This is a genomic window from Halorubrum gandharaense, assembly GCF_054654575.1.
Map to the genome: position 1 here is coordinate 828952 of NZ_BAAIET010000001.1, position 11699 is coordinate 840650.

The 11699-nt window shown below is 66.1% G+C and carries 14 protein-coding genes; 8 read left to right on the forward strand and 6 right to left on the reverse strand.

Annotation, left to right across the window (positions count from 1 at the left end):
• Positions 1 to 47 precede the first annotated feature (47 nt).
• From ACYQ07_RS03905 to btuC, 4 genes are all read right to left on the reverse strand, one after another.
• On the reverse strand, positions 48 to 698 hold the full coding sequence (locus ACYQ07_RS03905) for a class I SAM-dependent methyltransferase (protein WP_459877638.1): 651 nt from the start codon (positions 696 to 698) through the stop codon (positions 48 to 50).
• 71 nt (positions 699 to 769) lie between these two features.
• Positions 770 to 1762, reverse strand: coding sequence for a class I SAM-dependent methyltransferase (locus ACYQ07_RS03910; RefSeq protein WP_459877641.1), 993 nt, complete (start codon positions 1760 to 1762; stop codon positions 770 to 772).
• 134 nt (positions 1763 to 1896) lie between these two features.
• Entirely contained in the window at positions 1897 to 3132 is a 1236-nt protein-coding gene (locus tag ACYQ07_RS03915) for an ATP-binding cassette domain-containing protein (protein ID WP_459877644.1), read from the reverse strand.
• Positions 3129 to 4277 (reverse strand): vitamin B12 ABC transporter permease BtuC, encoded by a 1149-nt coding sequence (gene btuC / locus ACYQ07_RS03920; protein ID WP_459877647.1) that lies wholly within the window; start codon positions 4275 to 4277, stop codon positions 3129 to 3131. The genes ACYQ07_RS03915 and btuC overlap by 4 nt, the downstream gene beginning before the upstream one ends.
• Positions 4278 to 4338: 61 nt before the next feature.
• Here btuC and ACYQ07_RS03925 point away from each other — a divergent pair, with 61 nt between their 5' ends.
• From ACYQ07_RS03925 to ACYQ07_RS03945, 5 genes are all read left to right on the forward strand, one after another.
• Complete coding sequence (locus tag ACYQ07_RS03925; protein ID WP_459877650.1) at positions 4339 to 5427, forward strand: PGF-CTERM-anchored ABC transporter substrate-binding protein; 1089 nt, start codon at positions 4339 to 4341, stop codon at positions 5425 to 5427.
• 101 nt (positions 5428 to 5528) lie between these two features.
• Positions 5529 to 5807 (forward strand): signal recognition particle subunit SRP19, encoded by a 279-nt coding sequence (gene srp19, locus ACYQ07_RS03930; protein WP_459877653.1) that lies wholly within the window; start codon positions 5529 to 5531, stop codon positions 5805 to 5807.
• Between the two features lie 2 nt (positions 5808 to 5809).
• Positions 5810 to 6040 carry an H/ACA ribonucleoprotein complex subunit GAR1 gene (locus ACYQ07_RS03935; protein ID WP_459877656.1) on the forward strand — a complete coding sequence of 77 codons (231 nt, stop codon included), beginning with the start codon at positions 5810 to 5812 and terminating at the stop codon, positions 6038 to 6040.
• Between the two features lie 70 nt (positions 6041 to 6110).
• Entirely contained in the window at positions 6111 to 7085 is a 975-nt protein-coding gene (locus ACYQ07_RS03940; RefSeq protein WP_459877659.1) for an aldo/keto reductase, read from the forward strand.
• Positions 7086 to 7819: 734 nt separating this feature from the next.
• Positions 7820 to 8101 (forward strand): hypothetical protein, encoded by a 282-nt coding sequence (locus tag ACYQ07_RS03945; protein WP_459877662.1) that lies wholly within the window; start codon positions 7820 to 7822, stop codon positions 8099 to 8101.
• On the opposite strand, the gene ACYQ07_RS03950 is transcribed toward ACYQ07_RS03945, so the two are convergent.
• Positions 8098 to 8451 carry a PIN domain-containing protein gene (locus tag ACYQ07_RS03950; protein ID WP_459877664.1) on the reverse strand — a complete coding sequence of 118 codons (354 nt, stop codon included), beginning with the start codon at positions 8449 to 8451 and terminating at the stop codon, positions 8098 to 8100. The two genes, ACYQ07_RS03945 and ACYQ07_RS03950, sit on opposite strands and share 4 nt — an antisense overlap.
• Positions 8452 to 8473: 22 nt before the next feature.
• Positions 8474 to 8698 carry a ribbon-helix-helix domain-containing protein gene (locus ACYQ07_RS03955; protein ID WP_459877667.1) on the reverse strand — a complete coding sequence of 75 codons (225 nt, stop codon included), beginning with the start codon at positions 8696 to 8698 and terminating at the stop codon, positions 8474 to 8476.
• Between the two features lie 363 nt (positions 8699 to 9061).
• Here ACYQ07_RS03955 and ACYQ07_RS03960 point away from each other — a divergent pair, with 363 nt between their 5' ends.
• From ACYQ07_RS03960 to ACYQ07_RS03970, 3 genes are all read left to right on the forward strand, one after another.
• Positions 9062 to 10174 (forward strand): transposase, encoded by a 1113-nt coding sequence (locus ACYQ07_RS03960; protein ID WP_459877670.1) that lies wholly within the window; start codon positions 9062 to 9064, stop codon positions 10172 to 10174.
• Positions 10175 to 10409: 235 nt separating this feature from the next.
• Complete coding sequence (locus ACYQ07_RS03965; RefSeq protein ID WP_459877673.1) at positions 10410 to 10706, forward strand: ribbon-helix-helix domain-containing protein; 297 nt, start codon at positions 10410 to 10412, stop codon at positions 10704 to 10706.
• Between the two features lie 98 nt (positions 10707 to 10804).
• Positions 10805 to 11698: an NAD(P)/FAD-dependent oxidoreductase gene (locus ACYQ07_RS03970; protein ID WP_459877676.1), complete on the forward strand. Its 894-nt coding sequence runs from the start codon at positions 10805 to 10807 to the stop codon at positions 11696 to 11698.
• Position 11699 lies beyond the last annotated feature (1 nt).

Here is an 11699-nt window from a genome sequence, read left to right on the forward strand (position 1 = left end):
CGACCACGGGACTGTAACTCTCGGGCCAAAATCCCGGAGGGGACACGCTACGCCGACGGCGCCCGCACCACCGCGTAGCAGTTGCCGCTCGACACGCCGACATCGACGGGGTCGAGGTCGCTCTCACGGAGGTCGTCGGCGAACTCGTCGGGCGCGTAAATGTGGTAGTAGCGCGGCACCGTCTCGCCGCCGGGCAGCGTCCAGTCCACCGTCGTGTCGAACCCCTCTTCGCGGTCGAACGTGTCGTGGGCCGTGCTCCACGCGCTGACGAGCGCGACGGCGCCCGGCCGGAGCACCCGCGCCAGCTCCGAGAGACTCGCCACCCGTTGTGCCCGCGGGCGGAGATGGTGCAGCGCGGCGACGTACACCGCGAGGTCGACGGCGTCGTCAGCCACCGGCAGCGCGGCCGCGTCGCCGTGGACGAACTCCGTCGTGTCGGCAAACCCTCGGTCTGCCGCGCGCTGGCGGGCCTCCCTGAGCAGTCCACGACTCACATCGATCCCCACCGTGCGGTCGGCGACGCCGGACAGCAGCTCCGTGTGGCGTCCGTTGCCGCAGCCCACGTCGAGCGCGACGCTCGCTTCGCCACCCTCCCCGACATCGCGGTCCTCCAGGAACGACGCGACCTCCGGCCACGCGTACTCGCGGGTCTTCGAGAAGTGGCTCGCGATCCGGTCGTACGTCGCCTGCGGGTCCATACGCCCGCTTCGAACGTGACTGATAAAGGCGTCGTGGAAGCCGGCGGCCGTGTCACGGCAGTTTCGACGGGTTACTTGCGACGGGTCAGCCGAACGTCCAGACAGACGTTGTGCTCGTGGGGGGCATACGACCGGACGACGTGTTCCGTCTCGACGGTCACGTCGTAGTCGTCGCCGGCGGCCTCCCGGAGCGCGCGGGTGCCGGGGCCGAACGGGTCGTCCTCGTGTTGGATGTCGTAGTAGTGGACGACACAATCGTCGCCGGCGAGGCGAACCGCGGTATCCACGAACTCGTTGGCGGAGTGTGGGAGGTTCATCACGATGCGGTCGGCGGTGTCGTCGTACTCGTTCCCAAGCTCGCGCACGTCGCCGGCAACGGCGGTGATTCGGTCGGCCACCCCGTTGCGCTCGGCGTTCTCACGGAGGTACTCGACCGCGCGCTCGTTGAGGTCACAGGCGAGCACGTCGGCGCCGTGGGCCGCCATCGGCACCGCGTAGGGGCCGACGCCCGCGAACATGTCGACGACGTACTCGCCGTCGGTCACCTGCTCGGCGACGCGGTGGCGCTCCGTGGCGAGCCGCGGTGAGAAGTACACCTCGGCCACGTCGAGCAGGAACTCGTGGCCGTACTCGCGGTGGACGGTTTCGGTGCCGTTGCCGGCGAGCACGTCCCACTGACGAACCCGGAGCTCGCCCTCGATGGGCGACGCCCGGTTGAGAACGGTCTCACAGGGGATGTCGGACGCCATCACCGCGTCGGCGATCTCGCGGGCGCGCTCGTCGTCGTCCTCGTCGACGATCACGATGTCGCCGAGGCGTTCGAGGGAGGGCTCGAACCCGAGAATCTCGGCGGGTGTTCGGGGCCGATCGCGCTCGGCGGCGTCGCGCTCGACCACGGACGCGCGGAGGTCGGCGGGCACCGCCGCGGGATCCGTGACGGGAATGTAGATCGTCCCGTCCTCAACGCTGATCTGGTGGTCGCCGTCGAGCACGTCGGCCTCGGCGAGGCGGCTCCGAACCGACTCGCCGCGCTCACGGTCGACGGCGACGCAGGGAACGCTCATCGGCGGAACGAGGTGGGCCGACGGATAAAGGGTGACGCTTCGACAGCTATCCGTCGGCGGTCAGGCGCTGACGAGGAGGGCGCGTGCCTCGGCACCTATACGATTGGTCGAGGAACGTTACCTACTAAAAGCGCTTACGCCGGTGCCCCCATCGCGTCGCTGATGGCGTCCAGCACCGACGCTGCATCTGCGTCCGCGGAAACGTCGACGACACACTGGGCGTGGTCGACGACGACCTCGTTACCTGTGGCCGGAGTGCCGACGACGACGGTTACGTCGGCGGTCGCCGAGAGTTCGGCTGCTTGCGTGGACGCCTCCTCGCCGATCGCCGAAAACGGAGCCACGGTGACGACGGGAGCCCCCGCATCGACGGCGGCTCGCTCGGCCACGTCGCCCTCGGGAGCGACTCCGACAGAGAGGTCGTGGCCGGCGGCCGCGAGCCGGCCGATCACGCGTGCAGCGTCGGGACCGGTTCCGACGACGTGGACTCGATGCGGGTCGTAGTCCGTTGTTGGCAGCGTCGTCACGCTCGGCGCGCCCGTCACGGGGTCGTCGCCGACGAACGTCTCCGCGTCGAAGGCGTTCCGGAGCGCGCCCGCGGTCAGCACGTTCCGGGGTGGTCCCGCGGCCTGCACCGCGCCGTCCGCCACGAGCACGAGTTTGTCACAATACCGGGCGGCCATGTCGAGGTCGTGGATGGCGGCGACCGCCGTCTTTCCGTCGTCGACGAGCCGGCGGACGAGTTCGAGGGTGCGGACGGCGTGGTTCACGTCGAGGCTCGCGGTGGGCTCGTCGAGCAGGAGCGCAGGCGTCTCCTGGGCGAGCGCCCGCGCGAGAAGCACGCGCTGACGCTCCCCGCCGGAGACCGTCCGAATGGAGCGGTCGGCAAACTTCGCGACGTCCGCGCGCTCCATCGCCCGCCGAACCGCCTCGGCGTCGTCGGCGTCGTGCCCGCCGAACCGGGAGAGGTGCGGGGTCCGCCCCATCTCGACGACCGTCCGCACCGGGAAGTCGAACGAGAGGCTGGTATCCTGGGGAACGCTCGCCACTCTGCGTCCTCGCTCGCGCGCCGTGAGGTCGGCGACGGCGTCGCCGGCGAGACGAACCTCGCCGGAATCAGGCTCCAGCGTCCCCTTCACCGTCCGGAGCAGCGTGGTCTTGCCGGCACCGTTCGGCCCCACGAGGCCGACGAACGTGCCCCGGTCGACCGTGACGTCCACGTCCGCCAGCACGTCGAGGTCGCCGAAGGAGACGGCGAGGTTCCTGACGGCGATCATTGGGTCCCCCTCGGCGTCGGAGGGGGTGTCGGCAACGCCATCCGACGCCGGCGTCTCCTCCGAAGTAACGCCCGGAGTTTCGTCCACGCTCACAGCTCGTGCACCTCCCGTTTCGTGAGCAGGTAGATGAAGAAGGGCGCGCCGACGGCGGCGGTGACGACGCCGACGGGGAGCTCGGCGCCCGTGACGCCGGATCGGGCAAGAGTGTCGGCGGCGACGAGGAACGATGCGCCGCCGAGCGCGGCCGTCGGGAGGAGGATCCGGTGGTCCGGTCCCACGACCAGCCGGAGCATGTGCGGGATGATGAGGCCGACGAAGCCGATGACGCCGGCGAACGCGACGCCCGCCGCCGTGATCAGCGCGGAGGCCGCAAGCAGGATCCGCTTGGTGCGCTCGACCTCGATGCCGAGCCCCTGCGCCTCCTCCTCGCCCAACAGGAGCACGTTCAGGTCACGCGTGTACATCAACAGCAGGAGGAACAGCGGCGGAACCACGACGAGCGTAACCGTCACGTCGCTCCACGACGCGCCCGCGAGGTGGCCCATCAGCCAAGCGACGATCCGGCGGAGCGACTCGCCGGCCTGCAACTGCAGGTAGGAGATAACCGCGCCGAGGAACGTCTGGACGGCGACGCCGGCCAGCAACAGGGTCGCGACCGGCGTCCGCCCGTGTCGGGTCGCGATGGCGTAGACGAGGAACGCGGCAGCGAGGGCGCCGACGAACGCGAACAGGCTGACGCCGGCGCCGTACGAGAGGCCGACCTCGGTCGGCCCCAGCAGGGGGAGCGCGAGCGTCGCCGACAGCGAGACGGGGAAGACGATGAACCCGACCGCGCCGACGGCGGCCCCGGAGGAGACGCCGATGATCGACGGGTCGGCCATCGGGTTTCGGAAGAACCCCTGCATCACGGTGCCGGCGGCGGCGAGCGCAAAGCCGACGAGGGCGGCAAGCAGGATCCGCGGCAGTCTGACTCGCATGACGATCTGCTCGTGGGTGGACTGAACCGGGAAGGCGAAGGGTGACCGGTAGACGAGGTGGGCGTTCACGACGGAGAGCAGCCCGGAGCCGCGCCCGCCGAACTCGACGCCGGCGGGCACCGCGAGGGCGTTCAACACGACTTTCGCGACCTCCGCGGGCGGGATTCGAACGGGGCCGATTCCGGCGCTTATCACCACGACGACGGCGAGCAGCGCGGCTAACCCGATCGACCACGCCGTGGTCCGCGCCGCGGTTTGCATCGGTTAGCAACGCAACTTGCAGTAGGTAAGTACTTATTGGACTGCGGCCGTCGATCGAACGATGCGTTCAACTCTCGCAGTGACAGTTGCCCTGCTCGTGACGACCGCCCTCGTGGGCGGCGTCGCGGGCGCGGCGGGCGCACAGCCAACGATGACCACGACCACTGCGGACCACTGCGAATTCCCGGTCGAGATAACCGACGCGACGGGCGAGACGATCACGCTGGAGGAGCCGCCCGAGCGGATCACGACGACGAACCCCTCCGCCGCGCAGGTGCTCTGGGAGATCGGCGCGCGGGAGCGCGTGGTCGGCGTGACACAGTTCGCGATGTACCTCGACGGCGCCGAGGAGAGGACGGACGTGTCCGCCGAGTTCGGCGTCGACGTCGAGACGGTCGTCGACACGGAGCCGGACCTCGTGCTCGCGCCGAACGCCTCGGCGGAGGCCGTGGAGCCACTCCGCGAGGCCGGGCTGACCGTCTACCACTACCATGCCGCCACCTCCATTGACGATGTGGCGGAGAAAACCGAAATTACCGGTGAGCTCGTCGGCAACTGTGAGGGGGCTGCCGAGACGAACGAGTGGATGCACGATGAGGTCGCCGACGTCGAAGAACGCGTCGACGGGCTCGAAACACCGAGCGCTCTGCGTCCGCTCGACGCCGGCGAGTTTAACGGGTTCGTCGCGGCCGAGGGGACGTTCATCCACGACATGATGACCGTCGCCGGCACGCGGAACGTCGCCACCGGCTACGACCAGCCGTATCCGCAAGTCTCCGCCGAGGACATCATCGCGGCGGACCCCGAAGTGCTGGTCGTCGAGGACCCTGACGACCCGCTGTTCGACGAGGAGCCGTACGTGGGGCTCACCGCAGTGCAGCAGGAGAGCTACGTCGTCATCGAACCGCACTGGGTGAACCAGCCGGCGCCTCGCAGCGTCGTCGAAACGACGGGCTCGATCGCTGACGGCGTCGTCGAGTACAACGAGCGGCTGGAGACGGAGACGCCGACCGCCGAGGACGACACACCGACCCCGACCGAGGAACCCGCCGAGCCTGACGAGTCGACCGACGACGCCGCACCCGGATTCGGCGTCGTGGCGGCGCTCGTCGCTGCGCTCGGTGCCGCGCTGCTGGCACGTCGGGACTGAACGGTCCGCTCGTTCTCCCCGTTTTTGCCGTCGTCCGACCGCGGCCAAGCACCCTCGCCGACAGTCGAAACGACCTTACGCCGGGCGCCCGCCCCTCCGATATGGTCGAGAACGTCATCTACCCCGCCTACCTCGACGCGGACGTGAGCCGCAACGAGGGCCGACGGGTCCCCCTCGACATGGCCGTCGAGGAGCCCACGGTCGACGAGATCGCGAAGGCCGTCCAGCAGGTCGGCTACGACGCAGTGATCGAACGCGACATGACGTACTCGCGGGAGTTCGAGCCCCGCGGTGCGGTCGTCGTGAAGGGCACCGACGACACCACGAAAAACGACCTCGTGCAGGCGGTCGCCGCCTACGTCGGCATCCTCCGCGAGTGACGATGCAGCGCGTCGGCACCGTCGTTCGCACGGCACAGGGGCTTGCGATCGCCCGCATCGACGCGGGCGCCGAGCCGCCGGACATCGGCGCGACGGTCGTCGACGAGTCGCTGTCGTCCGTCGGGCGCGTCGTGGACGTGTTCGGCCCCGTCGACCAGCCCTACGTTGCCGTCACCCCAAACAGCGGCGTCTCGCTTGCGACCCTTCTCGGCGAGAAGTTGTACGCCCGATAAGGAGCGTGCCCACGGGGAGTGTGGAACACCGGCCGCGCGGTTTTTTGAGGACGCACGCCGTCGCCCCCGTATGGAGTACACCACGCTCGGCAACACCGGTATGGAGGTCTCGCGGATCTGCCTCGGCTGCATGAGCTTCGGCGACCCCGACTGGCGTGACTGGGTGCTCGGCGAGGAGGAGGGGAAGGAGCTCGTCGAGCGCGCCCTCGACCTCGGCATCAACTTCTTCGATACCGCCAACATGTACTCGGACGGCGAGTCCGAGCGCATCCTCGGAGAAGCGCTGGAGGGACACCGCGATGAGGCGGTCGTCGCCACGAAGGGCTACTTTCAGATGGACGACGACAACCCGAACTCCGGCGGCCTCTCCCGGAAGGCGATCGAACAGGAGCTCGACAACTCCCTCGACCGACTCGGCATGGACACGGTCGACCTCTACCAGATCCACCGGTGGGACGACGACACGCCGATCGACGAGACGCTCGCGGCGCTCGACGACGCCGTGCGCCGCGGGAAGACCCGCTACGTCGGGGCGTCCTCGATGTGGGCCCACCAGTTCGCGGAGGCACGCCGGACGAGCGAGCGCGAGGGGTACGACCAGTTCGTCACGATGCAGAACCACTACAACCTCGTCTACCGCGAGGAGGAGCGCGAGATGCTCCCCTACTGTGACAAGGAGGGCGTCGGCGTGATGCCGTGGAGCCCGCTGGCGCGCGGGTACCTCGCCCGACCTGACGACGACATCGACGCCACGCTCCGCGGTGAGACGGAGGAGCACATGTACCGGCACCCGTATCGCGAGGGCGGCGGCCGGGCGATCAACGCTCGCGTCGAGGAGCTCGCCGCCGAGCGCGGCGTGAAGATGGCGCAGATCGCGCTGGCGTGGCTGTTCCACAAGGACTGGGTGGACGCACCCATCGTCGGGACGACGAGCGTCGAGCATCTGGAGGACGCCGTCGAGGCGCTCGACATCGACCTCTCCGATTCGGACATCGAGTGGTTGGAGGAGCCGTACGAGCCGGTGCGGGTTTCAGGGCACGAGTAGCGAGGGCGACCGGAGGGAACCCTCGAAAGCGAACGGCGAAGCCGTGAGCAGCGTGGTCGAACGAAGTGAGACCACGGAACCGAGTGGGCCGAAAGCCCACGAGCCACGGGGGCGTCTACACCATCCTGGCTCCGTTGAAATCCAATCCTTCAGACTCATTCCCACCTGAAACGCCCGGTCTGTGGGAATTGCTCGGTGATCGATATCGGAAACGGGTATTACAATCGGTGTCATCGGTGTTCACCTATAAACGGCCAAGAGCAGTTCCGCTACTCCCTTTTAAATCTCGGCGGGCTGTCGGCGCGCGCGAGAAACGCGCGCGAGGGAGGTCGACGGTGGCCGCGGAGCGGTCCCGCGGCCACCGTCGACCGAGGCTGGGGAGGGCTGAGGCTGCGGTGCTGTCCGGGGCGGGACTCAAAGGGGCAGCCGGCGAGGGCGACCGGAGGGAGCCCTCGGAAAGCGAGCGGCGAAGCCGCGAGCTGGCTCCGGGACGACGGGCGACGCAAGCACTTTTCAGGGCGTCGGGCTGTGCGGAGAGACGCCCTGAAAAGCGCGCAGCGAGGGTCCCGCGAGCCTGCGAGCGGGACGACGGAAGTCGCAGCCCGCGAGCGCAGCGAGGTGCGACCGACGGGAGCACCTCGAAACGCGAGCGGCGAAGCCGCGAGCAGCGAGCCGGACCGTCTTCCGGAACCCTCGACCGGAGCCGGCTGGGGCTTTGCCGGCGGTCCTCACGTATGCAGCGCCAGCGACTCACCTATCAAACACACTTTATAAAGAGAAACCACCTCCACCAACGCTCCACTGATAAACCCCGCACTCACTCACGTACAACACCTACTCCCGAGGTCGATCAACAAGCAGTCGCTATCGACTGGCTGTTTCAGTTGGAAATACATCTGAAAAATGGGATTTCAACAGAGCCGCCGAGTTTTAATTCAGAAAGAAACATGCCCACGCTGCTGTTTGGCGTGGAGATGATCGGCGACAACTACGTCTCGCCCGGCGAGAACAGTTAGCCGATGTTTCTCGGATCGAGACTCTCCACTTCGGAGATCTGTGGGTAGAGCGTGTCTGTAGAGACAATAGGGTCTCCGAGTGTCTGAGCGGTTCCAAGGTGGACGCCGTCAAAGACGTTCAGCGAATCGTACTGTGACCGCAGTTCGGCGGCAGCGTCTAACGCGTCTATCCCAAGCGGGACCATCTCAATTCCCAAGTCAGCGATCTCGTGGTGAGAGTTCACCACTCGGTCACGTGGCCATGCACCTTCCATCACGTACTGTAGTTCAATGCCGGTAGCGACGGACGTCTTCGGCGCATCCATCGCCTCCAAATCGACCTCGCTGGCGAGCCAGTCGTCTGCCTTCAATTCGGCCAAGATGACGTCCAAATCAAGATACACGTTTGCGCTCCAACCGCTCCTTGACGTCTTCCTGAGCACGCTCTGCAGTCTCTTCGTGGACGCGCTCGAAGCGTTCCTCTCGAACAACCAACCGAGCGCCGTAACGTAGCGCCTCGGACCGGGAGCCGAACACACCGTCCTCGACGAGAGCGTCCAAGCGTTCTACCAGCTCCGACGGCAGCGAAACCGGGACCGATTTTCTCTCGGTGCTCATACCTATACGTACTCTATACGATTGTATAAATGTTATTGTGCATCTCTATCTCCCACCGTTCCACAAACCGGGGTTTCTCGGACAAGACAATCAGCGCTACGTGTAGGGCTACATAACTACTGTACGCTCTTGTGTAGCACATTGTTGATGGAGAGCCGTCTTGCGATTCCGTGGTAGGTCGATCGGATCGAGAACGTACGACTCAGCGGTTCTGACGGCCGGCTACTGAATGAGATCTGTAACGGGTGACTGTATCAACAATCTCCTACGGAAGAGCGTAACTACTTTGACATCCTCCCCGCCCTGAACAGTAGTTGCCGAACCTAGCTGAGACTCTTCACGCTGGGCGACGTTGGTTGAAAGATGGTCCAGACAGCTGAAGCGAAACAAGCGTGTCGTGCCGCTTCGACGCTGCTGTATCCGCAATTAGAGTTCGGTGTCAAACCGTGCGGGAAGTACACGAGAGAGGATTTCCACGAAATCCTCTCTCGTATCGCCTTCGATCACGAGTTTGCAAATACGGGTGGGAAGACGCTTCAACTTGAGCGTGGCGAGCAAGTGAACGTCACGTCCGCTGCTCGGAACCCGCTCGCTAAATCGCTACTGTACCACTTGCGAAACCTCTCGACGGACGCCATCGACAACCAGTTCGATGGCGTCCGAGATCGGTTGTTCGAAGTCCTTCGATCTCAGCGGCGACTTCCCGCGTTCGTCGATGTTGCCATCGATCTCCACGAGTGGCGGTACTACGGCTCTGCCGAGACTGATCACGTGATAACGACGTATCCAGACCTTGGTACGAACAAAGCGTTCTGTTTCGCAACGCTGTGTATCGTTGCGCCACACACGCGGTTTACGCTTGAGGTAGTGCCGATGGACGCGAACGGCTTTCGCGCCAAGCGCGACGCCGTTCGTTCCTTGCTCGAAACGGCCCAGCAGTACGTTTCAATTCGGCACGTGTACCTCGACCGTGGGTTCTACCAAGTCCACGTCGTCGAAGAGTTAGAACAGCTGGGTGTCGATTATATCGTGCGAGCACGTCCGAGTAGTGGAATGAAAGACCGTCTCAGCGCCGGCGCTGAGACGGTCGCCGATGAGTACACAATGCAACGCAAGCGCAAGCCAACGGCGGCAGTGGATGTTACAGTCTTCGCGGTTCCGCACCGTACAACCGACGATGAGCACGTATGGTTTGTGACGAATTTGGACGTCGATGCTTCGACAGCGAAAGCGTACGCGGCGGCGTTCCGCCGCCGCTGGGGGATCGAAACGTCATATCGGCAGATCGGTGATTTCCTCCCGAGAACGTCGTCGCCGACGTTCTCGGTTCGGTTGTTCTACTTTCTGTTCGCGGTGTCGCTGTACAATCTCTGGGTGTTAGCCAACGTGTTAGCTTCAGATGACAAAATTCCACAGACACCGCCGATCTCTACACGAATCTTCCGTAGATTCGTTCTCTCGACAGAGTACGGCTGAATACCCATTCGATTCCGACCGGGATGACCGGTGAGTGCGCCCCGTTATCCAGAGGCATCGCTCGGGAGCGCCGCTGGCGCGTCGCTCCCTCAGTGAATTTGTCACAGCGCAATTCGACACGACGGCGAGATCTCCAATCACAGCAGCTTGCTCAGTGCGGAGCAGAATCCGATTCGGCAACTACTGTTCAGGGCGGGGAAGATGTCAAGTATATACCAGCGCATAGCAAACGTATATGTCCAATACCGATAGCTCAACCACCGGCGATGGCCCGGAGATGGTCCAGATCAATCTTCGGCTGAGTCGGGCGTTTCTCGAGGACATCGACACGACGTGGAAAGAGGAAGGATTCAATTCCAGAAGTGAGTTCCTTCGATATGCCGCCCGCGACGCGGTGAAACACCCCGCGTTCTCTCGCGAGGGATGGAAACAGATCGCGGCGAGCGAACACGATCTACGGTCAGGTAGTTCCGAACTCGTCTCCCGAGAAGAGGTTGTCGAGCTGATGGACCGGGACGCGGATGGCGTGTGAGGAGGACTGGACCTGGTCGTTTTCACCTCGAGCGGCCGACCAGTTCGGGACGCCTCGATTCAGCTAGTGCTAAGTTCCCACCGGCCGGCAACTCGGCTATGACGACGGACGCGCAACTCGACACGTACGAGACGCTCGTGGTCGGCGGCGGGGTCGCCGGCCTCACCGCTAGCGTCTACACCGCACGCGCCAGTCTCGACACCCTCGTGGTCAACGCGGGCGAGCCGATCGTCGCCCGCAACGCCCACCTGGAGAACGTCCCCGGCTTTCCGGCGGGCGTCAACCCGCGACGCTTCCTGGACCTGCTCCGCTCGCAGGCGACCCGCAACGGCGCGGACCTGCGGCGCGGGCGCGTCACCGCACTCGACCGCGCGGGCGACGTACTTGCGGACGCCGCGGACCGCGACGCCCGGTTCGTCGCGACCGTCGAGCGCGAGGATCCGGATGCCGCCGGCACGTGGCGGGCGTCGGGTGGGGACGCCACGGCGGCGACCGGGGGGAGCGACGACGCCCCCGACACCTACCGGGTCGCCGCCGAGCGCGTGATCGGGGCCTCGTGGGCCGACGCCGACTACCTCGACGCGCTCGGCGTCGAGGTCCGCGACGCGGGCTCGAAACGCTACGTCGACGACGAGGGGCTCGGCCGGACGAACGTGGAGGGAATCTACGCCGCAGGCCGCATCGCCGAGCGCTACCACCAGACGGCGATCGCCGCGGGCCACGGTGCCGAGGTGGCGGTCACCCTGATCCACGACGCGGAGGTCCCCTTTTACCACGACTGGGTCGCGCCGGAGGGCTACTTCACCGACCGCGGCCGGGACGTGCCGCCGGGGTGTGAGGAGATCAGCGAGACGGAGCGACGCGCCCGCGAGCGCGAGTCGATGGCCGCCATGCGGGAGTACTTCGCCGAGCCTCACGAGGCGCGCCAGCGCACCCATCCGAGCCTCGTCGACGACCCGCTCGGCCGGCTCCCCGAGCGCGACGACGGCTGAT

Bases quoted from the DNA above. Each gene is read 5' to 3' on its own strand.
- ACYQ07_RS03940 (WP_459877659.1), top strand. From the start codon at position 6,111: ATGGAGTACACCACGCTCGGCAACACCGGTATGGAGGTCTCGCGGATC.
- ACYQ07_RS03970 (WP_459877676.1), top strand. From the start codon at position 10,805: ATGACGACGGACGCGCAACTCGACACGTACGAGACGCTCGTGGTCGGC.
- ACYQ07_RS03925 (WP_459877650.1), top strand. From the start codon at position 4,339: ATGCGTTCAACTCTCGCAGTGACAGTTGCCCTGCTCGTGACGACCGCC.
- ACYQ07_RS03905 (WP_459877638.1), bottom strand. From the start codon at position 698: ATGGACCCGCAGGCGACGTACGACCGGATCGCGAGCCACTTCTCGAAG.
- ACYQ07_RS03935 (WP_459877656.1), top strand. From the start codon at position 5,810: ATGCAGCGCGTCGGCACCGTCGTTCGCACGGCACAGGGGCTTGCGATC.
- ACYQ07_RS03955 (WP_459877667.1), bottom strand. From the start codon at position 8,698: ATGAGCACCGAGAGAAAATCGGTCCCGGTTTCGCTGCCGTCGGAGCTG.
- ACYQ07_RS03965 (WP_459877673.1), top strand. From the start codon at position 10,410: ATGTCCAATACCGATAGCTCAACCACCGGCGATGGCCCGGAGATGGTC.
- srp19 (WP_459877653.1), top strand. From the start codon at position 5,529: ATGGTCGAGAACGTCATCTACCCCGCCTACCTCGACGCGGACGTGAGC.
- btuC (WP_459877647.1), bottom strand. From the start codon at position 4,277: ATGCAAACCGCGGCGCGGACCACGGCGTGGTCGATCGGGTTAGCCGCG.
- ACYQ07_RS03945 (WP_459877662.1), top strand. From the start codon at position 7,820: ATGCAGCGCCAGCGACTCACCTATCAAACACACTTTATAAAGAGAAAC.
- ACYQ07_RS03910 (WP_459877641.1), bottom strand. From the start codon at position 1,762: ATGAGCGTTCCCTGCGTCGCCGTCGACCGTGAGCGCGGCGAGTCGGTT.
- ACYQ07_RS03960 (WP_459877670.1), top strand. From the start codon at position 9,062: ATGGTCCAGACAGCTGAAGCGAAACAAGCGTGTCGTGCCGCTTCGACG.